The 23043-nt window shown below is 64.9% G+C and carries 24 protein-coding genes; 7 read left to right on the forward strand and 17 right to left on the reverse strand.

Annotation, left to right across the window (positions count from 1 at the left end):
• Positions 1-76 precede the first annotated feature (76 nt).
• A complete protein-coding gene (locus tag ABEA18_RS21200; protein WP_345452515.1) occupies positions 77-838 on the reverse strand; it encodes a FadR/GntR family transcriptional regulator in 762 nt (253 codons plus the stop codon).
• Positions 839-931: 93 nt separating this feature from the next.
• On the opposite strand from ABEA18_RS21200, the gene ABEA18_RS21205 reads away from it, so the two are divergent.
• From ABEA18_RS21205 to ABEA18_RS21220, 4 genes are all read left to right on the forward strand, one after another.
• The gene (locus ABEA18_RS21205; protein WP_345452516.1) at positions 932-1810 is read left to right on the forward strand and encodes a carbon-nitrogen hydrolase family protein; all 879 of its coding nucleotides are present in this window, start codon (positions 932-934) and stop codon (positions 1808-1810) included.
• Positions 1811-1820: 10 nt separating this feature from the next.
• On the forward strand, positions 1821-3170 hold the full coding sequence (locus ABEA18_RS21210; protein WP_345452518.1) for an APC family permease: 1350 nt from the start codon (positions 1821-1823) through the stop codon (positions 3168-3170).
• Between the two features lie 46 nt (positions 3171-3216).
• On the forward strand, positions 3217-3999 hold the full coding sequence (locus ABEA18_RS21215) for a carbon-nitrogen hydrolase family protein (protein WP_345452520.1): 783 nt from the start codon (positions 3217-3219) through the stop codon (positions 3997-3999).
• Positions 4000-4081: 82 nt separating this feature from the next.
• Positions 4082-5533 carry a purine-cytosine permease family protein gene (locus ABEA18_RS21220; protein WP_345452522.1) on the forward strand — a complete coding sequence of 484 codons (1452 nt, stop codon included), beginning with the start codon at positions 4082-4084 and terminating at the stop codon, positions 5531-5533.
• 28 nt (positions 5534-5561) lie between these two features.
• On the opposite strand, the gene ABEA18_RS21225 is transcribed toward ABEA18_RS21220, so the two are convergent.
• The 4 genes from ABEA18_RS21225 to ABEA18_RS21240 form a co-directional block, all read right to left on the reverse strand.
• Positions 5562-7136 carry an arylsulfotransferase family protein gene (locus ABEA18_RS21225; RefSeq protein ID WP_345452524.1) on the reverse strand — a complete coding sequence of 525 codons (1575 nt, stop codon included), beginning with the start codon at positions 7134-7136 and terminating at the stop codon, positions 5562-5564.
• 90 nt (positions 7137-7226) lie between these two features.
• Positions 7227-8084 (reverse strand): aldo/keto reductase, encoded by an 858-nt coding sequence (locus ABEA18_RS21230; protein ID WP_345452526.1) that lies wholly within the window; start codon positions 8082-8084, stop codon positions 7227-7229.
• 25 nt (positions 8085-8109) lie between these two features.
• The gene (locus tag ABEA18_RS21235; protein WP_345452528.1) at positions 8110-8520 is read right to left on the reverse strand and encodes a (R)-mandelonitrile lyase; all 411 of its coding nucleotides are present in this window, start codon (positions 8518-8520) and stop codon (positions 8110-8112) included.
• Positions 8521-8617: 97 nt separating this feature from the next.
• Entirely contained in the window at positions 8618-9694 is a 1077-nt protein-coding gene (locus ABEA18_RS21240) for an NAD(P)-dependent alcohol dehydrogenase (protein ID WP_345452529.1), read from the reverse strand.
• A gap of 140 nt (positions 9695-9834) precedes the next feature.
• Between ABEA18_RS21240 and ABEA18_RS21245 the strand changes: the two genes are divergently transcribed.
• The 3 genes from ABEA18_RS21245 to ABEA18_RS21255 all read left to right on the forward strand — a co-directional run bounded on the left by ABEA18_RS21245 (position 9835) and on the right by ABEA18_RS21255 (position 13126).
• Complete coding sequence (locus ABEA18_RS21245; RefSeq protein ID WP_345452530.1) at positions 9835-10503, forward strand: TetR/AcrR family transcriptional regulator; 669 nt, start codon at positions 9835-9837, stop codon at positions 10501-10503.
• A 7-nt stretch (positions 10504-10510) separates the two neighbouring features.
• Complete coding sequence (locus ABEA18_RS21250; protein ID WP_345452532.1) at positions 10511-11752, forward strand: FAD-dependent oxidoreductase; 1242 nt, start codon at positions 10511-10513, stop codon at positions 11750-11752.
• A gap of 144 nt (positions 11753-11896) precedes the next feature.
• Positions 11897-13126, forward strand: a complete 1230-nt coding sequence (locus tag ABEA18_RS21255) for a S53 family peptidase (RefSeq protein ID WP_345452534.1) — start codon at positions 11897-11899, stop codon at positions 13124-13126.
• 76 nt (positions 13127-13202) lie between these two features.
• Here ABEA18_RS21255 and ABEA18_RS21260 read toward each other — a convergent pair whose 3' ends face one another.
• The 12 genes from ABEA18_RS21260 to ABEA18_RS21315 are packed head-to-tail and all read right to left on the reverse strand — an operon-like array spanning position 13203 to position 23043.
• Positions 13203-14375, reverse strand: coding sequence for a flagellar hook protein FlgE (locus ABEA18_RS21260; protein ID WP_345452535.1), 1173 nt, complete (start codon positions 14373-14375; stop codon positions 13203-13205).
• A 40-nt stretch (positions 14376-14415) separates the two neighbouring features.
• Positions 14416-14853, reverse strand: a complete 438-nt coding sequence (locus tag ABEA18_RS21265; protein WP_345452537.1) for a flagellar hook assembly protein FlgD — start codon at positions 14851-14853, stop codon at positions 14416-14418.
• Positions 14854-14869: 16 nt separating this feature from the next.
• The gene (locus ABEA18_RS21270; protein ID WP_345452538.1) at positions 14870-16282 is read right to left on the reverse strand and encodes a flagellar hook-length control protein FliK; all 1413 of its coding nucleotides are present in this window, start codon (positions 16280-16282) and stop codon (positions 14870-14872) included.
• Entirely contained in the window at positions 16282-16959 is a 678-nt protein-coding gene (locus ABEA18_RS21275) for a C40 family peptidase (protein WP_345452539.1), read from the reverse strand. The genes ABEA18_RS21270 and ABEA18_RS21275 overlap by 1 nt, the downstream gene beginning before the upstream one ends.
• Complete coding sequence (locus ABEA18_RS21280) at positions 16956-17381, reverse strand: flagellar FliJ family protein (RefSeq protein ID WP_345452540.1); 426 nt, start codon at positions 17379-17381, stop codon at positions 16956-16958. Before ABEA18_RS21280 ends, ABEA18_RS21275 begins: the two co-directional genes overlap by 4 nt.
• Positions 17378-18709 carry a FliI/YscN family ATPase gene (locus ABEA18_RS21285; RefSeq protein WP_345452541.1) on the reverse strand — a complete coding sequence of 444 codons (1332 nt, stop codon included), beginning with the start codon at positions 18707-18709 and terminating at the stop codon, positions 17378-17380. The genes ABEA18_RS21280 and ABEA18_RS21285 overlap by 4 nt, the downstream gene beginning before the upstream one ends.
• Positions 18706-19320, reverse strand: coding sequence for a FliH/SctL family protein (locus ABEA18_RS21290; protein WP_345452542.1), 615 nt, complete (start codon positions 19318-19320; stop codon positions 18706-18708). Before ABEA18_RS21290 ends, ABEA18_RS21285 begins: the two co-directional genes overlap by 4 nt.
• Positions 19310-20338, reverse strand: coding sequence for a flagellar motor switch protein FliG (gene fliG, locus ABEA18_RS21295; protein ID WP_345452543.1), 1029 nt, complete (start codon positions 20336-20338; stop codon positions 19310-19312). The genes ABEA18_RS21290 and fliG overlap by 11 nt, the downstream gene beginning before the upstream one ends.
• Positions 20335-21969 (reverse strand): flagellar basal-body MS-ring/collar protein FliF, encoded by a 1635-nt coding sequence (gene fliF, locus ABEA18_RS21300; RefSeq protein ID WP_345452544.1) that lies wholly within the window; start codon positions 21967-21969, stop codon positions 20335-20337. Before fliF ends, fliG begins: the two co-directional genes overlap by 4 nt.
• Positions 21969-22310 carry a flagellar hook-basal body complex protein FliE gene (gene fliE, locus ABEA18_RS21305; RefSeq protein ID WP_345452545.1) on the reverse strand — a complete coding sequence of 114 codons (342 nt, stop codon included), beginning with the start codon at positions 22308-22310 and terminating at the stop codon, positions 21969-21971. The genes fliF and fliE overlap by 1 nt, the downstream gene beginning before the upstream one ends.
• Complete coding sequence (locus tag ABEA18_RS21310; protein ID WP_236815521.1) at positions 22310-22702, reverse strand: flagellar basal body rod protein FlgC; 393 nt, start codon at positions 22700-22702, stop codon at positions 22310-22312. The genes fliE and ABEA18_RS21310 overlap by 1 nt, the downstream gene beginning before the upstream one ends.
• The gene (locus ABEA18_RS21315; RefSeq protein WP_345452547.1) at positions 22702-23043 is read right to left on the reverse strand and encodes a flagellar basal body rod protein FlgB; all 342 of its coding nucleotides are present in this window, start codon (positions 23041-23043) and stop codon (positions 22702-22704) included. Before ABEA18_RS21315 ends, ABEA18_RS21310 begins: the two co-directional genes overlap by 1 nt.

Raw genomic sequence — 23043 nt, forward strand, 5'->3', positions numbered from 1 at the left:
ATGCGAAGTGACACCGATCACGGAAAGGTGGCGATCTTTGGTCCGATATCCCGGACAATAAGCCAAGAGCGGTCGTTTACCCTGATTGGCGGCCGTCGCCGCCGGCCAGACCCATGAACATCGTCTTGTGCAACACGTCCACGTGCCGCCGCGATACCTCCACCGCGCCGCGATCGTCGCCGGCCCGCAGGGCATTCACGAGCGCGATGTGGTCCCGATTGGACTCATGGAGAAACTCGATCGGGTACGGGATGAAGTAGGCGTAGAGCTCCGCCAATGCCTCGTTGTAGACATCGACAGCCGGGCCCAAGCCCGAGGACGCCGCGACCAACCGGTGAAACTGCTCGTCGGCCTGGTGATACTCGGACCAATTGGTTGATCCGGCCATTTCGTGGGTAAGCCGCTCCAGCTCATCAAGTTGTGCTGCCGTGGCATTGACTGCTGCGAAGTGGGTGACCGCGCATTCGAACAGCAGCCGACGGTCCACAAGCCGGTTCACCGCAAGTGATTCAGCGGGCGACGCAGCAAGTTGCTCAAGCACCTTCTGCGGCGGCTCGTCAGCGACAAAGGTTCCGCCGCCACGTCCACGACGGCGGACGACGACGCCCTGATCAGCCAGGCTCGCCAGGGCCCTGCGGGCGGTGATCGGGCTGACCGATAGCCCCAGCGCGACGTCTTGCTGGTCGGGCAGCCTCTCCCCCGGCTGAAGCAGCCCCAAGGATATCGCCATGCCGATCCGCAGCCGCACGGCGTCGATTGCGCTCCTGCGGTCGATTCCGAGCAAAGGGGCAGCATCGATGGGTGAGTCGCCGGTGGTGTCCTCAAGCTGACGGGTCATATCCGCTACTTTACGGGGCAAAATCCACCTTTCTTTTATTTGATCATTATGATCTAATATGAGGCGAGTCACAACGACAACGTGGAGAAACCAGTGCAACGCATCCTTCCCCTCATCGCCGCCCAAGCGTCACCCCGGCTGATCGGCGAGCCCACCGAGGCCTTCGCAGCCGAGGTCGCCGCCGCCGTCGCGATCCAACCGCAGAGCAAGCTCGTGGTCTTCCCGGAGCTGCACCTTTTCGGGGATTCCAACCCGGACCTGCAGCGTACGGAAGTCCTGCAGGACTCAGCCGAGCCGCTGGACGGTCCGCGCGTCAAGGAACTGCGGCAGCTCGCAGCGGACCTGGGTATCTGGCTAGTTCCAGGCAGCGTCTGCGAACGCGGCCCCGAGGGGCAATTGTTCAATACCCAGTTGGTCCTCTCCCCGGAAGGCGACCTTGCCGGCTACTACCGCAAGGTCTTCCCTTGGCGCCCCTTTGAGCCGTACGATCCCGGCGATCGATTCACGACCGTCGACCTGAAAGGGATCGGCAGGGTCGGCCTGAACATTTGCTACGACGCCTGGTTCCCCGAGGTAACCCGCCAGCTGGCGTGGATGGGCGCCGAAGTGATCCTCAACGTTGTCAAGACCACGACGCCGGACCGCAAGCAAGAACTCGTCCTGGCCAAGGCGAACGCGATCGTGAACCAGGTCTTCATGGTCAGCGTCAACTGCGCGGGCCCTACCGGCAAAGGCCTCAGCCTGATCGTCGACCCCGAGGGAAACACGATAGCCGAGGCCGACGACGACGCCCCCGCTCTTCTCGCCGCGGAACTGGACCTCTCCGCCGTCGAGCACGTCCGCTCGCACGGGACCGAAAACCTCAACCGTCCCTGGTCCCAATTCCGTCCCGGCGAACCGGCCATCGAGCTGCCCGTCTACCAAGGCCGCATCGACCCGACTACTTGGACCCCGCGGTCCTCCAACTCCTAAGGAACCACCGGTGACTACACAACCGAGCCTCACGCGCGCCCTGAAACTGCCCTCGCTGGTCCTGTTCGGGCTGGCTTACTTGACCCCGCTCATCGTCCTGGCGATCTTCGGCGTGATCGCCGAAACCACTGGCGGAGCATCGCCGTCGGCCTATCTGGTGGCGATGGTCGCGATGCTCTTCACCGCGCAGAGCTACGGACGGATGGCTGTTGCCTATCCGGTGGCCGGCTCCGCGTACACCTATATCCGGCGCTCCATCGATTCCCGGATCGGATTCCTGGCCGGTTGGGCTGTCCTGCTGGACTACCTGTTCCTGCCGATGGTCATCTGGCTGATCGGGGGTTCCTACCTCACGGCGCAGTTCCCCGACATTCCCATCGGGGTCTGGATCGTCGCGTTCATCGCCGTCACCACGCTGCTCAACGTGGTTGGCGTCAAGGTGGCGGACAAGGCCAACTACCTCCTGATGGCTTTTCAGCTGCTGGTGATAGTCCTGTTCGTTGCCCTGTCCGTGGGAACCTTGGTGTCAACCTCCGGCGCGAGCGCCCTGATCAGCACCGCTCCCTTCTTCAACGACACGTCGAGCTTCGACAAAATCACCGCCGGCGCTGCCATCGCGGCGTACTCGTTCCTGGGCTTCGACGCCGTGTCCACCCTCACAGAGGAGACCATCGAGCCGAAGAAGACCGTGCCGAAGGCGATCATGCTCGTGGCTCTCATCGGCGGCGCGATCTTCGTCGTCGTGTCCTACACGACCCAGTTGATCCACCCCGGCGGGGTGTTCGACGATTCGGCGTCGGCGGCGTCGGACATTGCCCTGAAGATCGGCGGCCAATTCTTCGGCGCGGTTTTCCTGGCGGGACTCGTGGTGTCCCAGTTTGCCTCCGGGCTCGCAGCACAGGCGAGCGCCTCACGACTGCTCTTTGCCATGGGTCGGGATTCAGTCCTGCCGAAGAAGGTCTTCGGGGCGTTGAACAAGTCCTTCCACACGCCGGTATTCAACCTCGTCATTACCGGCGCGGTGGGACTCATCGCCATGTTCCTCGACGTTGCCACCTCGACGTCGTTCATCAACTTCGGCGCGTTCACGGCGTTCACGCTCGTCAACATCTCGGTCATTGCCTACTACCTGCGCCAGCGACGCTCGGGACACCGGCTCAGCGTATTGTTCTACGTGGTCATGCCGGCGGTGGGCGCCATCATCGACGGGTTCCTGCTCTCCCAGCTCGATTCGAACGCCATCACGCTCGGGCTGATCTGGCTCTGCGTCGGCGTCGTGGTACTGGGCATCATCACAAAGGGGTTCCGGAAGGCACCGCCGGAAATGGTGATGGAAGAAAAAGAAGCCGCCCTGGTATGACGACAGCTCCCAGCGCGCTGCCGGAACACTGAGAAATGAGGACTGCATGCGCATCACCCTGGCCCAGATCGATTCCGGCACTGACGTCCGCCGTAACCTCGACCTCATCGCGGATTACTGTGCCCGGGCCGCCCGCGAGGGCTCCGACCTCATTGTGTTCCCTGAGTACTCGACGTACGAGAAAAGCCGGGTGGACCGGAGCTTCGTGGACATGGCCGAACCCCTTGACGGCCCGGTGGCCGCCAAGCTCCAGGCGACGGCGGCACGATACGGGATCGCCGTCGTAGCAGGCGTCCTGGAAGCATCCGGGGAAGGGGACCGGGCCTTCAACACGTTGGTGGCCATCGCTCCCGACGCTTCGCGCCTTGCCAGCTACCGGAAGATCCACCTGTTTGACTGCCAAGGGTTCCGGGAATCGGATTACATCAAAGCCGCGCCTGAGCCAGTGCCTGTCACTTTTTCCTGCGGCGGCATGACGTTCGGGTTGATGACCTGTTACGACCTGCGCTTCCCCGAGTTGGCGCGCATGCTGGCCGATGCCGGGGCCGAGGTGCTCCTCGTCTGCTCTTCGTGGGTTCCCGGCACGGCCAAGACCGAGCAATGGGCCACGCTGGCCAAGGCCCGGGCAATAGAAAACGGCGTATACGTGGCGGCGGTCTCCCAGACCCCGCCTGTGTCCATCGGCTACAGCATGCTCGTTGATCCCCTCGGGACTGTCCTGCATACGCTCGGCACGGAGCCGGGGACCGCGACGCTGGACCTCTCACCGGAGGCCGTCCAGGCAGCCCGGGACCAGTTCCCCACGTGGCAGCACCACCGGCTCCTCTAGGAATCCTGCGAGCTCTTCTAGGCCGCCCCACTCTGTGCTAAACCAAAGTCAAGATGCCCCGACGCTTCGAAGGAGGTCCACCATGAGCACTACCACGGACAAAGGATCGGGCCGCGGGCTGGAGGTCCGGTCGATCGATTACGTTCCCTTGGACGAGAGGCACGGCAAGGTTTCGCACATCGGACCGCTGTGGTTCGTCAGCAACGCCCAGATCGCCACGTTGGCAGTGGGGTTGATCAGCATCACCACCGGCGGCAACTTGATCTGGTCGCTGCTCGCGATCGCCATCGGGGTGCTCGTCGGCACGCTGTTCATGGCCGCGCACTCCTCGCAGGGCCCCCAGCTCGGCTTGCCGCAGATGATCCAGTCCCGGCCGCAATTCGGCTACATCGGTGCCCTGCTGGTTTGGCTCTTTGCCTACCTCCAGTACGCGGGCTTCAATATCTTCAACACCATCCTGGCCGGCCAAGCCATCTCGGAGTCGATCAACTTCGGCTCCCAAAACTTGTGGTTCTGGGTGGTCACGGTTGTCGCCGTCGTCATCGCGCTGTTCGGCTACGACCTCATCCACGCCTTTGAGCGCTACCTGACCTACTTGACCATCATCATGCTGGCGCTGCTCACCATCGCAGCCGTTAAGCTGGCCATACCCGCGGGCGCATACAACCTGGCTGACTTCCATCTGGTGCCGTTCCTGGGCCAGCTGGGGGTTGCGGCCGGCTACCAGATCTCCTGGGCCATCTACGTCTCGGACTACTCCCGCTACCTCCCTCCGGCCAGCGGACGGGGCACTTTCCGGTGGACGTTCTGGGGCAGCGCGCTAGGCGGTATTTGGGTGATGTTCCTGGGCGCCTACATTGGCGCCGCAGCCGGGGAAAACTTCGAAACCATCGGCTCGATCAAATCCACGGCCGAGCAGCTCTTCGGCGGATTCGGTGGCATCGCCTTGATCGTCGCCGCCCTGGGCTTGGTTTCCGTGACTGCCCTGAATATGTACGGCGGTTCGCTGACCCTCATATCGTCCATCGACAGCGTGCGACAGATCCGGCCGACCCTGAGGCTCCGGATCATCACGATCTCCATCACCGCCCTCATTTCCGTCGTCCTGGCGAACCTGGCCTCGTCCGACTTCCTCGCCAACTTCAACGACTTCCTGCTGCTAGTGCTGTACTTCTTCATTCCGTGGACGGCTGTCAACCTCACCGACTACTTCATCGTCCGCAAGGGCCACTACGCCATCGCCGAGATCTTCAAGCCGGACGGGATCTACGGACGCTGGGGCTGGCCCGGCATCATCTCCTACCTCGTCGGCTTTGTGGTGATGATCCCCTTCTTCTCTGCCGGAAAGCTCTTCGTCGGGTTCATTGCCCACGCCATCGACGGCGCCGATATCTCACTGTTCATCGGACTCCCCGTCTCCGCTGGGCTGTATTGGTTGATGACCCGGCGCATCGACGTCGACGCAGAGACCCGGATGGCCGAGGCAGAGGCTGCCGCCGTGGAAGCGGCCGCGCACCAACACATATTGCCGTAACTCCGTCGGAAGGCGGAATGGCCTGGAGTCAGGCTGTCGCGATGACCGTCGACGTCGCCAAAACGTTGCCGGACTTGTCCAAAGCCTCGACGGCGGCCCTCGGCGCGGCGGCCACCGCCGTCGACGTCTCAAAGCCGCGACGCGGAACCGTCACCGCTTCGGACAGGGGCCCGGGGCCGGTTCCGGTCAGGAACCTCCATTTGGCAACCTCGGTAGCGCCATTCCAGCTGGTGTAAAGCTGCATCGTGGACCCGTTGCCGGGCACCGATGCCAGGTCGGGGACGGTGTCCGGCCGGCCTGTCCATGGCGAGCGGTAGGTGCGGTAAGAGGCATCGCCGATGCCGGTCGCCTCGAATACGGCCTTCCCATCGGGAGTGAATTCCGTGGCCGCGGGGTCCGCTCCCCAGCCCACCAGGACATGCCCGTTATCCAGGAACTGCAGGTTCCCTTCGGCATCGCCCCGGTGGCCGCCCCTGCTGAACTCCTGCTTGACGACGGCGGTGTGCGCCTTTTCGTCGACGGCGAGGAGCAGCCCCCGCGATGTCCCGGTGGTGCCTTGGTTGTAATGGTTGTCGAACATGCTGATGATGCCGTTGGGCCGGCGTCGAACATCATGCTGCCAAGCGAAGACGGATTCCGGCGTCATCGAGAAGTCGCTGCGCTTCCCGCCCAAACGCCAGCGGATCTCCCCGTCCGAGCGGCCGACCAGATAGGCGGTGTGCGTGTGGCGGGACGAAACGAGGACTGCGTCCCCGCTCTCGTCCACGGAATTGAGGTGGAACGGATCGAACGCTTTCGTGGCGTCGGAGCCGTCGGCCTTGGGGTTGTCGGACGGGCGTAAATAGGACTCCGTCAGGTCGATATGGTCCGAAGCCGTCCAGTCGAAGAGGACCTTGGCGGAACGGATGTCGATTTCCTGGACATGGCAATCAAACATGTAGCCCTGCGCAGGTCCGCCCACCGACGTCAGGTCATGCCGGACGGTCGGGTAGGAGATCATCAACGCTGTCCCGGCTGGGGTGATGGTGAACTCGTGCAGATCCGCTTGCAGCCCGTTGCCTGTGTTGACTTCGGCCACGGTGCGGTACTGGGCATCCTTGATGACGCCCTTTCCTGCACCGTGGCCACCGGTTCCGATTCCAGTCCAATAAGTCAGTACCGATTGGCCTTCGAAGGCTTGCACGCGAAGGTCCGTCACGCCGGAACCTGTGGGTTCCATCCATATCGGTTCCCCGTGGTTGTCCATGATCAGCCCGTTGGTGCCGTGGCCCATCGGTCCCACGAACAGGAGGCCTGCGCCCGTCGGCCCGGTAGCCCAGCTGGCAACGCGGGCAGCGGTCAAAGCGGTCGAAACGAAGCTGCGGATCGCAGGGGCGGAAGCCATGCCGCTGGCCGACGGCGCCGGTGACGCCACCGGCGTCGGAGTAGCTGCGCTGACCGGGGCCGTTCCCCCGGGCAACACGCCTGCCTTGGCGATCCCGAGTCCGGCAAGCAATCCGGCCCCTGCCATTCCCGCCCCGCTAAGGAACCTACGCCGGCTCACCCTGAAGCGGGATTCGCGGTCTTCCCGCTCGCCACTCCCAGACTCCGTATGCTGCTCCACCCCCTCAGGATAGAACCGGAACACAGTGCGGGAACCGGACAGAAGCTGCAAGTTTGCTGTAAGAGAGCGGGGCGGGAACTCAGTGCGGTCTCAGGCGATCCTGCGTCCGCCCAGCCAGCTCACCATGGCGGGATCGCGATGGTCGAAGAAGAGGCTGGCACCGGTGTCGAGGGTGGCGATTTGGTTCATCTGTTCGTCCGTGAGGGCGAAATCGAAGACGTCGAGGTTCTGTGCCATCCGTTCCGGCCGGACCGACTTGGGGATGACCGCCACTTCGCGCTGGATGAGCCAACGCAGCACCACCTGGGCGACGGACTTGCCGTGCGCTTCGGCGATGGCGCCGAGGAGAGGATTGGTGAACAGGCCGTTCTTGCCTTCGGCGAATGGTCCCCAGGACTCGATCTGGACGCCACGTTCGCGCATCATTGCCTGGTCGGCGGCGCGCTGGTGGAAGGGATGGGTCTCGATCTGGTTGACGGCCGGGACGATCTCGTTGTGGTCGATGAGGTCCACCAGCCGGTCCAGGTGGAAGTTCGAGACCCCTATCGCGCGGGCGAGGCCGTCCTTGTGGATGTCCTGCATGGCGCGCCACTCGCTGTAGTAGTCCCCCAATGGCTGGTGGATCAGGTACAAGTCGAGGTAGTCCAGTCCGAGGCGGTTCAGCGAGTTGTCGAAGGCGCGCTTCGTGTCGTCTTGCACGCTTCCTGCCGGGGCGTGCTGGATCCAAAGCTTCGTAGTGATGAATAGTTCGTCGCGGGCGATGCCGCTCGCCTTGATCGCGGAGCCGACGGCGGCCTCGTTGCCGTAGGAGGCAGCGGTGTCCAGGTGGCGGTAACCGGCGTCGAGGGCGGCCTCCACCGCGGCTTGGGTTTCCTCGTCGGGGATCTGGAAGACGCCGAAGCCGAGGATCGGCATTTCGACGCCGTTGTTAAGGGTGACGGTGTTCAAGAGGTTTCCTTTTTGTGGATGCTGGTTATCGGCTGGCTTGGGCATGCGCGGCTTCGTAGGCCTGCTCGCTGACGGGTTCAAGCCACGTGGCGCTCTCCCCGTTGTCGTGCTCCACCAAAGCCAGGTGGCACATCATGTTGTCTTGGGTAGCGCCGTGCCAGTGCTCCTCGCCGGGCGGCGTGTGGACCGTGTCTCCTGCACGCATGAGGATCACACTCCCGTCCCGGGTAGCAACTAACCCGATGCCATCGGTGCAGTGCAGGGTCTGGCCAAGGGGGTGGGAATGCCAGTTCGTACGGGCACCGGGGGTGAAACGGACCATCGCCGCCACGAGACGCGAGGGCGCCTCGCCGTTGTGGAGGGGATTGAGGTAGACATCTCCCGTGAATCTCTCCGTGGGGGCTTTGGCCGTGGGAGCAGGGGGTACGAGTTTCATCGTGCGTTCCTTTCGCTAAAGGGGGACTGATTCAAGAAAACCAGTCCCCGCGTCCGCGTGGGAGTGCCTGTCATACCGTGTACTGCCAGTACCTGTTTCAGTTGCCCCCGGCGCCTTGGATGGTGATCGCGATTTTCCCGCGCACTTTGCCGGCATCGAAATAGCGCATAGCGTCTGGAACCTGCTCCAGAGGATAGCTCCGGTCGACGGTCGGAGTGAGGGTTCCGGCGTCGATGAGCCCGGCAAGGTATTCGAGGTCCGCCGCGCCTTGCGTGGCCATGACCATGGCGAACCGCTGACTGATGAACGGGGACAGCGCCAGGGCCCTGAATTGCCTGTCGATACTGCCCGTCCAGGAGCCGCCTTCTTCACCACCGGTGATAACGGCCGTGCCTGAGGGGGTGAGGGCCCGGCGCAGGCGAGCCAGGGTGGGGTTCCCAGCGATATCCAGGATCAGCTCGTAGTGTTCAGTGCCGTCGGCGAAGTCCTGAGTGGCGTAGTCGAGGACGTGGTCGGCGCCGAGCGAACGCACCAGGTCAATCTTGGCCGTACTGCAAACGCCTGTGACCTCGGCCCCGGCTGCTTTAGCGAGCTGAACAGCGTAACTGCCCACTCCGCCCGAGGCGCCAAGGATCAGCACCTTCTGTCCCGGCGCTAGCTGGCCTGCGGCACGCAAAGCCTGCAGCGCAGTGCAGGCGGAAACCGGGACCACCGAGGCCTGTTCGAAACTGATGTCCGCCGGTTTGAACGCGAGTTGGCTTTCGCGGGCCGTCGCGTACTCGGCGAAAGAGCCCTTACCGACGCCGAAGACGTGATCCCCGACGGCGAACCGGGTCACCGCAGCTCCGACCGCAACGACGGTGCCGGCCAGGTCCATCCCGGGAACAGGGTTTTTGGGGGCGCGAACGCCGAAGGCCAGGCGCAGCGCGTAGGGCAGGCCCCGGGTCACATGCCAAGTCCCCCGGTCCAGTCCTGCAGCGTGGACCCGGATCAGCACCTCGTTTTCGGCAATCTTCGGTTTGGGGATCTGTGCCATGTGCAGGACGTCGGCAGAGCCATAAGCCTCCTGCACGATGGCCCGCATCGTGACGGACGAATGCGGCTGCGCCCCGGACGAGCCGCCCGGCGAGCCGCCCGAAATCGGAGTCTCCGCAGCATGCTGACCAGCGGTCATGGCAGTTCCTTTCCAGTCAATGGGGGCGCATCGCTTTTCGTACGCTGTACTAAAAGAGATTATCGTACAATGTACTAAACCGCTAGAGCCCTGCACTAAATCACTAGAGAGCTGTACTAACTAGAGTCCAAGGAGTCCCGATGCCGGACACTGCGCAGCCCCTCCCCCGGCGGCGCCTTCCGCTGAGCCGCGAAAGGGTGCTCGGATGCGCTGTCGATCTCGCTGACGAGTCCGGAATCGCAGCGCTGACCATCCGCTCGCTCGCCCAAAGCATGGGAACCAAGCCCATGTCGCTGTACTACTACGTGGCCAATAAGGACGAGATTCTGGATGGCATCGTGGACATGGTCTTCAGCGAAATCGAGCTGCCCTCCCCCGCGGGCGATTGGCGGGAGGAAATGTACCGACGGGCGCACGGCGTGCGCAGCGCTCTCAAACGCCATCCGTGGGCAGTCGGGCTGCTGGAAAGCCGTTCTTCCCCGGGCGAAGCCAACCTTCGCCACCACGAAGCGACGCTGGGGACGTTGAGGGCAGCAGGCTTTTCGGTTCAGATGACGGCCCATGCCTACGCCCTGCTCGATAGTTACATTTACGGATTCGCCCTACAGGAGGCCGCCCTGCCTTTTGACGGCCGGGACACTGCCTCGGAGATCACAGCGCCGATCGTTGAACGCTTTTCGACCGGGCAATACCCGCACATGATGGAGATTGCCACCGAACACGTCCTCAAACCGGGCTACGACTTCGGGGACGAGTTCGACTTCGGGCTGAACCTCGTCCTTGACGGCCTCAGCCGCTCGATGAGGTGAGCTAGAGATGCCCGGCGAACCCGAAGCCACACCCGCTCCGCGATCTTGGAACACATCCTGTTGTGTGGTCGGCGGTGGACCGGCCGGCATGATGCTGGGTTACCTGCTCGCCCGGGCGGGAGTCGAGGTGACAGTGCTGGAGAAACATGCAGACTTCTTCCGGGACTTCCGCGGCGACACCATCCATCCAGCAACCACCGACGTACTCGCCGAACTGGGTTTGTTGGAAGAGTTCCTGCGCCTGCCCCACACAGAGATACCGGAACTGCGCCTCGGCATCGACGGACAGACCTTCGGGCTGGTGGACTTCCGGCACCTGCCCACCCGCTGCAAGTTCATGGCGTTCATGCCACAGTGGGATTTCCTGAACTTCCTGGCCAGCCATGCCAGGCAATATCCCGCCTTCCGGCTGGAAATGAGTACCGAAGCAACCGGCCTGCTCCGCCGCGGCGAGCAAGTGACCGGCGTACGGGCGCGCACGGCCCAGGGCGAGGTGGAGATCCGTGCGGATCTCACGGTGGCGTGTGACGGCCGGTTCTCCCTTATCCGGGAACACACGGACTTGCCGCTAAGGGAGTTCGCGATGCCGATCGACGTGCTGTGGTTCCGCGTGCCGCGCAGCCAGGATGCACCGCCGACCCTGGGCTACCTCGGCGGCGGGCAGATCGTGCTCGCCATCGACCGCGGCGACTACTGGCAGTGCGGCACGATCATCGGGAAAGGAACACTCCCGCGGGTTCAGGCCGCGGGCCTGGCCGACTTCCGCGACAGGGTGGCACATGCCGCCCCATTCCTGGCCGCCGGCCTGGCTGCGCTGACCGACTGGGACCAGATCAAGCTGCTTTCGGTGCGCTCCAATCGGTTGAAACGCTGGTACGAACCCGGGCTGTTGTGCATCGGCGACGCCGCGCACGCCATGTCACCGGCCGGCGCCGCAGGGGTGAATTACGCCATTGCCGATGCCGTCGCCACGGCCAATCACCTCGCGTTACCACTGCGAACGGGAGCCATCGCCGTCGCCGACCTTCAGCGACTGCAACGACGACGCGAACCCGCGGTACGCCGAGCACAGGCCTTGCAGCGACAGCAGACCCGCCAACTCGCCCGCCTCTCCCAAGGAAACCCACCCATCCAACTCATGCGACTCATCAGCAACACTCCACTGATCAAACGCCTCTTGGGCCGGATCGTCGGCCTCGGCTTCCGTCGCGAACACATCCACAGCCCCCGTCTCACCGACCACCGATAGTCCCACTGCGAATCTCCCCAGTGGCTCATGAGACCGCGGGGATGGATGTGACGTGGGTGACAATAGTGGCGTTTGGTGCGAAGCTTGTCACGCTGAGGTGACCGTTCTGTCAACTCGGATCTTATTGATCCTCAGGGAGGTTTCGTGAAGAAGATTCTTAGCGTTTCCGGGGCGTTGTTGCTATTGCTGAGTGCGGTCTCAGCCACTGCGCCGGCGGCAGTTGCCCAACCAGCTCCGTCAGCCAATTGGCATGCGGAGCGGGTCTGCGCCGAGGTCCCGGCCGGCGATGCGTCGTGTTTTGCGCTCAAGTACGTCGATGATTCAACGAGCCCGGCCAAGTCGCTGCCGCAGGGAGGACAAGCCAAGCCCGCTTCAAGCACGCCGCCCGCCACGGGCAAGACCCCTGCGGATATACAGGGCGCTTACAACATCACGGGCCTCGCGTCCGGCGGCCGCACCGTCGCAGTCGTAGATGCCTATGGCTATCCGAACCTTGAACGCGATCTCGGCGTTTACCGCGCACAGTTCGGCCTTGCGGCATGCACGGTCAGCAACGGCTGCCTCACCATCAAGGACCAGAACGGCGGCAATAAGCTTCCCAGGTTCAATTCCGGCTGGGCCGACGAAACCGCCCTCGACGTCGACGCCGTCTCGGCAGCCTGCCCGGACTGCAAGATCCTCGTTGTCCAAGCGACAACAGCCAGTATCACTAATCTTGGTACAGCCGTGGCGACGGCCGCCAAACAACCAGGGGTCGTCGCGATTTCCAACAGCTACGGCGGTGGGGATTCGGCAGACTCCACCTATGGCGCGTACTACAACCACCCGGGCATCGCGGTGACAGCGTCAACCGGTGACAACGGCTATACCGGGTCGTCCTACCCCGCGTCCTCGAGCTACGTCACCGCGGTGGGAGGCACATCGTTGGTCAAGAACACCAGTGCGCGCGGGTGGGGTGAGTCTGCCTGGTCCGGCTCTGGATCCGGCTGCTCCAGTGTCAATGCCGCGTTGCCTGCGGCTGCCACGTTCGGTACCGGGTGCGGCAAGCGCGCCTCGGCGGACGTCTCCGCCGTCGCAGATCCGCAGACGGGATTGGCAGTGTATGCGCCGAGTAGCAGCACCACCTCGTCGTGGGCCCAGTATGGAGGGACCAGCCTGTCCTCACCACTGATCGCGGCAATGTACGCGCTTTCCGGGAACTCCGGCAGCTCGACGGCGCTGGCCAACTCGCTTCCGTACACGAACTCCGGGAAATTCAATGACGTCGCCTCGGGTTCAACGGGCACGTGCTCCTCGAGCCAATGGTGCCTTTCCGGCACTGGATGGGACGGACCCACAGGCGTCGGCACTCCGAACGGGGTCGGCGGACTTTAAAAATGCAGTAATTGCTGAAGGGTGGCCGGCGTCCAAGGATGCCGGCCACTCTTGTGTTTGTGGATGGGCAGCATCACTAGTGCTTCAGGTTAGTCAGCTCCTGCAGAACCTCATCCGACGTCGTGATGATGCGGGCGTTGGCCTGGAAGCCGCGCTGGGCCACGATCAGGTTCGTGAACTCCTGGGAGAGGTCCACATTGGACATTTCCAGGGCTCCGGCGGTCAACGTGCCGAGGCCGGCGTCGCCCGGGGCGCCCAACTGGGGCGTGCCGGAGTTGGCGGTTGCCACGTATGTCGAGCTACCGGATTTCTCGAGGCCGCCGGGGTTGGTGAAGCGGGCAAGGGCCACGCGTGCCAGAACCTGCTTGCTGCCGTTGCTGAACGAGCCGATGAGTGAGCCGTCGCCGCCGAGGGTGAAGGACTCCAGCTTGCCTGCCTCGGATCCGTTCTGGCTGCCGACTGTGAGTGTGCTCATGGCGGCGAAGCCGGTAACAGTGGACATGTCCACCGTGATACCGCCGACGGTCATGGCACCGCCCGAGGTCAGCGCACCGTTCGTGAACGTGAGCGTCGAATTGCCCGTGGCGCCGTTGGCATCTGCCCCGGCCACATCCCAGCCGCCCGCAGAGCGGCTGAACGTCAGGTTCAGGCTGCGGGAGGCGCCGTCGGCGTCGTACACCTTGACCTGGCGCTCGACGCTCGTCCCGACGGCCGCGTCGGACGGGAGGTTGCCGTCCAGCGACGCCTTGGTGGTGGCAACGGCGGCCGACGTCGTATTGGGCGAGAGGGCGATCGGGCCAACGGGACCTCCCAGGTTCACCGCACCGTTGGCGGCGGACCAGCCCTGCAGGATGCCGCCGTCGGGGCTCACGAGACGGCCGGCTGCGTCCATGTCGAAGGCACCGGCGCGGGTGTAGAGCTGCTGGCCGGCCTTGCTGGTGATGAAGAAACCGTCGCCGGAGATCATCATGTCAGTGGCTCGTCCGGTGTTCTGCGATGAACCCTGGCTGAAGTTGGTGCTGACTCCCGCCACGCGAACGCCAAGGCCGATTTGGGCGGGATTGGTGCCACCGGTTTCGGCCTGCGGGGCGCCGGCGCCCTGGGTCATCTGCGAGAGCGTGTCCTGGAACTGGGTGGAGGAAGCCTTGAAGCCGGCCGTATTCACGTTGGCGATGTTGTTTCCCGTGACGTCCAGCATGGCCTGGTGGGCACGGAGGCCGGAGATTCCGGAGTACAGCGAACGAAGCATGGTGTTGCCTTTCTTCGGGTGGTTCAGGGGGTGTAGAGCGTCAGGCGGTGGGCGAAGTAGCGGCCGTCATCCCGCTGATGGAATCGAGCGGAACGTTCACTCCTCCGACCGCCACAGTGGGGGTTCCGGCCGCAAAGGAAACCGAGCTCGCGAGACCCGATCCCTTTGTCCCGTCCGCGAGCGCGTAGCTGACGTTGTGCCCGATGATTTGTGCCGCGGCGCTGCGCATCTGGAGCGAAAAACTCTCCTTGGCATCTGCGGTGAGCTCCGTCATTTTCTCCATCATGGACAGCTGGACGGTCTGGTTCATCATCTGGTTCGTGTCCATGGGGGCACTCGGATCCTGGTTTTTCAGCTGAGTGACCAGGAGGGACATGAACATGCTCGAGTCCATGGTCTGCGCGGGTTTGGGCGCGGCGGCTCCAGCCATGGTTCCGGGCTGGACTCCGCTGCTTGCCGTGATGGCTTGGATGGTCACTATTGGCGCTCCTTCATCAAACGAGAATGTCCAGGCTGCTGGTAATGCTTCGGGGAAGTACGACGGCGGTCCGCGCCAGGCGAACCACCTCGCCGTCGCTGCCCCGTGGGAAAGCAGGGCTTTCCGTCGGGCGCCGGTCCCGGGGGTCCGAGCCGCCCGCACCGGCATCGGCCGGAGCGTTATGCTCGGACAGGTCGAGGCTGGCACCGAAGCCTGATTCCCCGAGTCCGCGTCGCAGTTCCGGCAGGATGCTGCGCACCGCCTCACGGCCGGCTTCTCCGGGGGCGAACAATTCGATCCGAACCCCTGCGCCCTCGATATGCGCCCGGACAGTCAGCGGGCCGAGCTCTTCCGGGGACAGCTTCAAGGTCATCACGTGCGCGCCGGGCGCCGCGGATGCAAGCGAGAACAGCGGCACGGACACTTGGGGCAGCAGTTTCGCCGGGTCCGCCAGGGGTGTGGGCGTAGCCAGGCCAGGAGCGGCTGCCGAAGGGGCTTGCTGGAGGGGCGACGCCGGCTGCACCAGCACCGGAATTCCGGCCTGAATCCCCGCGGGAAGCCCAAATGCCGGGGCGGGCGGCGTGTCTTGCCCAGGGACGCGTGGTAAGTCGTGTTGCATCGCTGGTTTCCCGGTGGGAATTACGACGGCGGTCCCGGACTCGCGTGGCTGTGCTGCGGTCACGTTGACCGCAGGTTCGAGGCCAACGGGCAGCGGGCTGGCGGGCAGGTTGCCTGGCAGAGCGGAGGGAAGTGGGCTGGCGGGCGGAGCGGAGGCCGGCTGCGGGCTTGTGGGAGGTGAGCCGTTGGGAAGTGGGCTCACCGGGATCGGACCAGCTTGGGTTGGGCTTTGACCAAGGCTCCCGAGTGGCAGCGCCGCCGGCACAGCATCGCCTGCCCCCGATCCAGCCGGCGCCGCCTGAGCGCTGCGCGCAGGCATCCCAACGACGAGACTTGCTGTTTCCGAGATGCCGGCAATCGTTTTGGCCGGGGCCGTACCGTCAACCACACCGTCTTTGACGGGCACAGCGATGCCCGGTCCGCTCGCCTGCGGAGCAGGGGTTCCGACTGCTAATCCGGCGGCCGGAAGCCCACCCGCAACAGCGGCCGCACCGGCAAGAGCACCCGCACCAACCGCACCAAGCGAACCTGGCGCACCAAGCGAACCCGACGCATCAACTGTGTCCTTCCCGACCTTCGACCCTTCCGGTTTGGCGGCTCGGGCGATCGTCACCGAACCGTCGGCGGCAGGCTTTCCCTGAGCACCGCCGTCGGGCGCTTGTTGTACGGTCCCATCCGAGGTCTTCGCGTCGGACGCCAGCACGCCGTTCATCACGGCATCAAACCCGGCAGCCCCGCCGGACTGCGGCACAGGCAGGGAGCCCGCAACTACCGGACGCGGGGCAGCCACACCCGCCGAAGGCAACTGCATCACGAGCCTCCCGCGGGGACAATGCGGCGGATGGCGGTCAAGTTGGACTGCTGTTCCCACGCATCGCGGATCTGGATGGTCTGGCCGGGAACGGGGGCGTCGATCGCTTTGCCGTTGCCGAGGTAGATGGAGATGTGCTCGCCGCCGAAACTAACCAGCAGATCGCCGGGCTTGGCCTGCGCCAGGGTCGCCACGGGAGTGCCTTGCCGCATTTGGTCGCTGACGACGCGCGGCAGGGCGACACCGAGATCCTTGAACACGCGCTGCACGAAGCCGGAGCAATCCATGCCCACTGCCGGGTTGGTGCCGCCCCAGACGTAGGGCACGCCCACGTATTTCTTGGCATCGGCCACCACGGCATCGCCCGTGACAGCTCCGGTGGCCGTGCCTGTACCGGCACCCGAAAAGGCGCCCGCTGTACCGGTAGGACCGGAAAGCGCTGCGGTGCCGCCGAGTCCCAAAGAAGAAGTGAGCTGGCTAACGTCCGGCGTCGTCGAGCCCCCGACGGCGGAGCTCAGCGCTTGCGCGAAGGATGCCGAGTCCGTGGAAGTGGCCGCGCCCGTGTCAGGGGAAGCGGTTGTGCTCGCGGAAGATGCCTGCGGACGGACCCCCTGGCTTAGTTGCTGCAACATCGACTCGATGCTCTGGATGCGCCCGATGGCCTCGGTCATGCTCATGAGGTTGCCTTCCGGTGCCACGCGGAGGACGCGATCTCGTCCAGCACGCTTTGTTCGGCGTGCAGCGCGAAAGCCTCGAAGGCGGCCCCGTGGCGGGTTTCGAGCTTCTCGAGTCCTACCGCGCGGCGTTTGGCTTCGGTGTATTCCGCGCGGGCCTCTGCGGCCTCGGCCTCCGCACTGGCGGCCAAGGCGTCAAGCTCGGCCAACATGCTTTGCGCGGACGCGCGGGAGGCCGCGATGGCCAAGAGCGACGCGGAGCTGCCGGCGGTTCCGGCGGACTCGGCCAGTTCCTCCCGGGCGGTGGCTCGGCGGGACCGCAAGGATGTGGTCCGGGAGTTGGCGCGGGCCAGTCCGCTGGCGGCGGCGTCTTGTTGTGTTTGGCGCAAGCGCAACAGCCCGGCCAGGGAGAATTGACGGTTCACGCGGCTCCTTCGAGGCTTGCCGAGAGGCGGAAGAGTTCCGGCCAGGACTCGCTGTAGGGGGTGGATTCGTCCATGCTTTGCTGCAGGAACCCGTTGATGGCGGCTTCGTTGTCCAGTGCCGCGTCAACCAAGGGATTGCTGCCACGGTGGTAAGCGCCGACGTCGATCAGGTCCTGGGCGCTGCGCCGCGCGGCGAGGACCCTGCGCAAGGATGCCGCGAGCGCCGTGCGATCGGCGGAGTTGACCTTTGAGGCCACCCGGGACACCGAACCAAGCACGTCCACCGAGGGAAAGTGCCCCGTGACAGCGAGCTTCCGGTCCAAGACCACGTGTCCGTCGAGGATCGAGCGGGCAGCGTCGGCGATCGGTTCGTTGTGGTCGTCGCCGTCCACCAGGACCGTGTAGATGCCGGTCACGGATCCGGTTTCGGCGGTGCCGGCGCGTTCCAAGAGCCGGGCCAGTACGGAAAAGGTCGACGGCGGGTAGCCGCGGGTGGCGGGCGGCTCGCCGGCGGACAGGCCTATTTCCCGCTGGGCCATGGCCACGCGGGTCAGCGAATCCATCATGAGCACAACGTCCTGGTCGGCTTCGCGGAACGATTCGGCAATCCGGGTGGCCGTGACCGCGGCACGCAGGCGCATGAGGGCTGGCTCATCGGACGTGGCAACCACCACCACGGAACGGGCCAGGCCTTCGGGGCCAAGATCGTCCTCCAGGAACTCGCGCACTTCACGTCCGCGCTCCCCCACCAGGGCAATCACGGACACTTCGGCGTCGGTGCCGCGGGCGATCATGGACAGCAGCGAGGACTTCCCGACGCCCGAGCCGGCAAACAGCCCCATGCGCTGGCCGCGGCCAAGAGTGGCCATTGTGTCCAGGACGCGGACCCCCGTCTGAAGCGGCGTGTCCACCCGGGCGCGGTGCATCGCCGATGGGGCTTCGTTATCCAAAGGGACCATGGGGCTGGCGGGCAACGGGCCCTTGCCGTCGATCGGACGCCCGAGCCCATCCAACACCCGCCCGAAAAGGCCACGGCCGGTGGGGACCAGGATCGGAGCGCCCTTCGAACGTGCCGGGTCTCCCGCGGCCACCCCGGTCAGCCGTCCGAGCGGCATGCAGCGCACGGCACCACTGACGGAGGCGACCACTTCGGCGTCGAGCCCGGGTGCCTCGCCAACGGTCACCAGATCGCCCACCGCGCAGTCCAACCCGGAGACCTCCAGGCCAAGGCCGAGCACGGACGTCACGGTGCCCACGCGCTGCGGCGCCGCGGCGGCGAGGGCTGCGCGGAAACGGCCCGGGTGCGGCCGGAAGTCGGTGTGGTTCATGAGTCGTTCCCCAGCAGGGCTGCCTTGGCCCTGTCCACAGCGGTGCCGAGCCGGGCGTCGAGCCAGCCGTGCGGATATTCCACGATCGCATCGCCGGGATTCAGTGCGGGATCGGCCTTGAGTTCGATGCCGGCCACGTTCCCGACGTCGACGGCGGCTAGCGCGGCAAGGTCCGCCGGGTGGAGGCGCACAGTGGTCACCGTTTGCACGTCGGAGACCGTTGCCAGGGCTCGGGCCAACGCGGCGCGGGCCGTGTTCCCGCCGTCCTTGAGTTCGTAGCCCAAGATGGCTTCGGCAAGCTCCATCGCGCTGGCTGCCAGCACTTCCTGCGCCTCCTCCAACACCGCGCCGCGGCGCTCCCGGGACGCGGCGGTAGCCGCTTCGAGTACGCGGACAGCTTGCGCGACAGCCAGGCGTCCGGCGTCGAGCATTGCGCGGTGTTCGGCGTGAAACTGTTCGCTTAGACGGCGCTGTTCCGCAGCGGCAGCCTGGATCCCGGCGGCGTAACCTGCCGAGTGTCCCTGGGTGTAGCCCCGGTCCTCTTTGCGCGACTTCGCGGCTGGTTGGATGTCCGGGAAGACTACCCTCTGGAATTCAGCCTCAGTAGACATAGTCGTCTTCTTCGCCGCGCCGGACAACGATGGCTCCTTCGGCTTCCAGCTCACGGATGGAGCGGACAATCTCTGCCCGGGCCTCTTCAATCTGGGAGGCGCGCACTGGCCCGGCGGAAGCCATTTCGGCTTCCAGGATTTCGAGGTTGCGGCCGGACACGTTGGTCCGCACGGCCTCGAGCACCACGGCAGGGGCACCCTTCATGGCGACAGCGAGCACTTCGGCATTGACACCGCGCAGGATCTGTTGGATGTCGCGGCGCTCCAATTTCACGATGTCCACGAAGGTCAGCATCCGGGCGCGCACTTCCGTGGCCAGCTCCGGATCGAGGGTCTCCAGGCCTTCCAGCACGGAGCGTTCGGTGTTGATGTCCGAGCGGTTGATGATGTCCACGAGGGGCTGGATGCCGCCGACGATCTCGCTCGACTTCCTTTGCGACATGACCGCCCCGGCGCGAACCTTGAGGGTTTCGGCCACGATGCCCACGGCCTCGGGCGAAGCCATTCCCATCGTGGCGATGCAACGGGCCACCTCGCTCCGCTGCACGTCGCCGAGTCCGGCCATGACCGCGGAAGCCTTGCCCGGCCGCAAATGCGCCAGGATCAGGGCAATGGTCTGCGGCATCTCGCCGTCGATGAGGGCCAGCAGCTGTCCGGAATCCATCATTTCCAGGAATTCGAACGACTTCCCGGCCATGGTGGAGGCGAGCCGGTCCATGAAACCGGCCGCTTTGTCCGCGCCGAAGGACGCTTCCAGGAGCCCGACGGCGAATTCCTGGCCGCCGCGGGCAGTGCGGCGGCCGCTGACCGCAAGGTCGTGGAACTCGGTCATGACGTGGTCCGCCACGGTTGAGGAGACGCGGCGCAAGCGGACGATCTCGGCGGCGATGTCCTCGGCCTCGGACTCGGAGAACTGGGTCATGACGGAGGCCGCACTGGCCGGGCTCATCTGCATCAGCACGACGGCCACCTTCTGGGCACCGCTCAGACCGCTTACGTCCAACTCCCCGGCCCTCATACGGACTGCCTTTCATCCATGAGTCCGCGCAGGTAGTCGGCGGTCCGGGCCGGGTTCTCGGCAACCATGGCCTCAATCTGTGCCCGACGCCGCTCGCCGTCGAGAGCCTCGGCGCCTGGTATGGGCAAGCCGGACATCGGTAAGGCCGGAACGGGATGCACAGGCGGCAGTTCGATCGCCGACGTGGCAGGCGGCCCTTCGAGCGCAGGCGTGGAGACGCTTTGCGGCAGCATCTCGTAGTCAAGGCGTTCGCCAAGGTCAACCGGTTCACGTCGCTGCCTGCGCCGCAAGAGGATCAGCACAAGCACAATCAGCGCTACAACTGCCAGCAGGATGCTGCCTGCCAGGATGAGCGTGTTCATCAATTCCGACTGTTGTTTGGCATCGGCTTGCGCTTTGGCCGCGCCCAATGCCTGAGCCGCCGCGTCTGCGGCCGAGGTACTGAAGGGCAGCACTTCAACCGTCACCACGTCGCCACGGGTGGGATCGACGCCAGCCGCGGAAGTAACGAGAGCCTTGACCGAGTTGACGTTGAGTCCGGCCGCAGCCGACTGGTTGATCGCCACTGAGATGGTCTGGCGTTTCACGGCGCCTTGCGGAATGGTGCGGTCTTCCGTGACCTTGTTGACGGCGTTGTTCTTGGTGGTGTCGCTGGAGTCGAACGTTCCGTTGCCGTTGGTGCCGCCCGGCACGGCAATGTTGTCCGGGCCAAGGACACCGGAGGCGCCCCCGCCGGTTCCCGTGTACTTCTCGGTCTTGGTGGTCTCGCTGAGCGGAGCAGCATCCTTGGCGGTGGAGAACGTCTCGCTGCGCTGCTGCGCGGACTCGGCGGTCACGTCGGCCGCGACGGCTACAGTGGCATTTCCCGGTCCCACTACCCTGTCCAGCACGGCCTTCACCGAATCGGACGTGCGCTGCTGGTAATCGGCGGCTTGCTTGGACGAGGACCCGGTGGCTCCACCTCCCACAGTGGAGAGGACGTTGCCCTGGGAATCCACCACGGTCACGTTTGTTGGCTTCAGGTTTTCGATCGCGGCGGACGTCAAGTGCACGATCGCCTGGACCTTATCGGCAGACAGGGTGACACCCGGCTGCGTTTCCACGAACACGGATGCCGTCGCGTCTGGAGCCTTGTCCACGAAGACTGTCTTGGCCGGAATGGCCAACTGCACAGCGGCTGTCTTCACGCCGTCCATGGCCTGGATGGTGGTGGCGAGTTCGCCCTCGAGCGCACGCTTGTAAGTCACGGACTGCTGGAACTCGGACGAGGTTACCCCGAGCTTGTCGAGCAGCGAATAGCCCGTGGCCGCGGCGGCAGGAAGGCCCGCTGCGGCGGCTTTCAGCCGTTCGTCGTTGACCTTGTCATCGGGAACCAGGATGGTGGAACCGCCATTGCTGAGCTCATACGGGACATTGTCCTTGCGCAGCTGCTCCACGATTCCGTTGGCATCCGTGTCCTTCAAACCGGAGAACAGCGGCGAGTAGGACGGCTTGCCCAACCAGGCGGACAGGGCCACCCCGCCGAGCACCAGAACTGCGATGCCGATGATGGCGATGGTGCGCTGCCCGGCGGTGAACCCCTTGAATCCATCGCCCATCTTGCGGAAGAAGGCGGCAATCTGTGGAGGCATCAGGCCTGCATCCTCATGATCTCGTTGAACGCGTCAACGCCCTTGTTCCGCACCGTGGAGACAAGCTCCATGGTGATCTGGGCGCGCGTCGCAGCGATCGTCGCCTTGTGGATGTCGTCAAGGTTGCCCGTCACCGCAGACACTGCCAGCTGGTTCGACGTCGACTGCAGGGACTGGAGGTTGTCCACGGCGCCGGTCAGCGCCGTCGCAAAGCCGTTGCTGCCCGCCGCCCCAGCGGTTCCGCTCACGTTGTCGGTGCCGCCCAGGTAGCCGGTACCGGTAACGCCCTGCACGGAAAGCCCCCCGCCGCTTTGAATTGCGCCGATCGGGTCCAAAGCCATCAGGATTTTCCTATCTCAAGCGCTGCCTGGTAAGTCTCACGGGCGCGGTCCACCACTTGGGCGTTGGCCTGGTAGCCGCGTTGCGCCACGATCAGGGCACCCATCTGTTCGGCGAGGTCGATGTCCGGATAACGGACATAGCCTTGGGCATCGGCAAGCGGATGGTCCGGCTGGTACACGAGCCTGCCGGTCGCGCTGCCTTGGGGAGTGCTTTTCACGTACACCCCGTTTCCGTTGCTGCCTTCGGCGGCCTCAATGTAGCGGGCTTGGAACGCCTTGCCGCTGGTGCGCGTGGCGGTATTCATGTTGGCCAGGTTGTCGGAAACGGCGTCGAGCCATTTTCGGTGGACAGTCAGGGCGGAGCCGGCAATCCCGATCGCGTCGAAAGTCATCAGCTGGTCCTCATGGCCGTGCGGAGTGCGGTGAATTGCTCGCCGATGGCCCGGGAGGCGAACTGGTAGCGCAAGACGGTGTCCACGTTCGAGAGGGTTTCGGTATCCAGGTTCACGTTGTTGCCGTTGGGCTGGGTGGGTTCCTGGGAGGTGGTGACGGTAGCCGCGGCCTGCCCGTCTCCGGCGCTCACCGAGGCCGCGAGTGCGTCCTCGAACTGGACCCTTTTGGCGTGGTAGTTCGGCGTGTTGATGTTGGCGATGTTGTTGGCGATGGTGCGCTGGCGCAATGAGAGCCCGTCCAGGGCGCTACCAAGGGCAACAGAAGTCACTGACTCGAACAC

This window comes from Arthrobacter gyeryongensis (genome assembly GCF_039543785.1).
GTDB lineage: Bacteria > Actinomycetota > Actinomycetes > Actinomycetales > Micrococcaceae > Arthrobacter > Arthrobacter gyeryongensis.

Excerpts from the sequence above, each read along its gene's own strand:
- ABEA18_RS21285 (WP_345452541.1), bottom strand. The coding sequence starts at position 18,709 with ATGAACCACACCGACTTCCGGCCGCACCCGGGCCGTTTCCGCGCAGCC.
- ABEA18_RS21245 (WP_345452530.1), top strand. The coding sequence starts at position 9,835 with ATGCCGGACACTGCGCAGCCCCTCCCCCGGCGGCGCCTTCCGCTGAGC.
- ABEA18_RS21310 (WP_236815521.1), bottom strand. The coding sequence starts at position 22,702 with ATGACTTTCGACGCGATCGGGATTGCCGGCTCCGCCCTGACTGTCCAC.
- fliE (WP_345452545.1), bottom strand. The coding sequence starts at position 22,310 with ATGGCTTTGGACCCGATCGGCGCAATTCAAAGCGGCGGGGGGCTTTCC.
- ABEA18_RS21215 (WP_345452520.1), top strand. The coding sequence starts at position 3,217 with ATGCGCATCACCCTGGCCCAGATCGATTCCGGCACTGACGTCCGCCGT.
- ABEA18_RS21260 (WP_345452535.1), bottom strand. The coding sequence starts at position 14,375 with ATGCTTCGTTCGCTGTACTCCGGAATCTCCGGCCTCCGTGCCCACCAG.
- ABEA18_RS21240 (WP_345452529.1), bottom strand. The coding sequence starts at position 9,694 with ATGACCGCTGGTCAGCATGCTGCGGAGACTCCGATTTCGGGCGGCTCG.
- ABEA18_RS21220 (WP_345452522.1), top strand. The coding sequence starts at position 4,082 with ATGAGCACTACCACGGACAAAGGATCGGGCCGCGGGCTGGAGGTCCGG.
- fliF (WP_345452544.1), bottom strand. The coding sequence starts at position 21,969 with ATGCCTCCACAGATTGCCGCCTTCTTCCGCAAGATGGGCGATGGATTC.
- ABEA18_RS21290 (WP_345452542.1), bottom strand. The coding sequence starts at position 19,320 with ATGTCTACTGAGGCTGAATTCCAGAGGGTAGTCTTCCCGGACATCCAA.
- ABEA18_RS21250 (WP_345452532.1), top strand. The coding sequence starts at position 10,511 with ATGCCCGGCGAACCCGAAGCCACACCCGCTCCGCGATCTTGGAACACA.
- ABEA18_RS21275 (WP_345452539.1), bottom strand. The coding sequence starts at position 16,959 with ATGAGCATGACCGAGGCCATCGGGCGCATCCAGAGCATCGAGTCGATG.
- fliG (WP_345452543.1), bottom strand. The coding sequence starts at position 20,338 with ATGAGGGCCGGGGAGTTGGACGTAAGCGGTCTGAGCGGTGCCCAGAAG.
- ABEA18_RS21200 (WP_345452515.1), bottom strand. The coding sequence starts at position 838 with ATGACCCGTCAGCTTGAGGACACCACCGGCGACTCACCCATCGATGCT.
- ABEA18_RS21270 (WP_345452538.1), bottom strand. The coding sequence starts at position 16,282 with ATGCAGTTGCCTTCGGCGGGTGTGGCTGCCCCGCGTCCGGTAGTTGCG.
- ABEA18_RS21235 (WP_345452528.1), bottom strand. The coding sequence starts at position 8,520 with ATGAAACTCGTACCCCCTGCTCCCACGGCCAAAGCCCCCACGGAGAGA.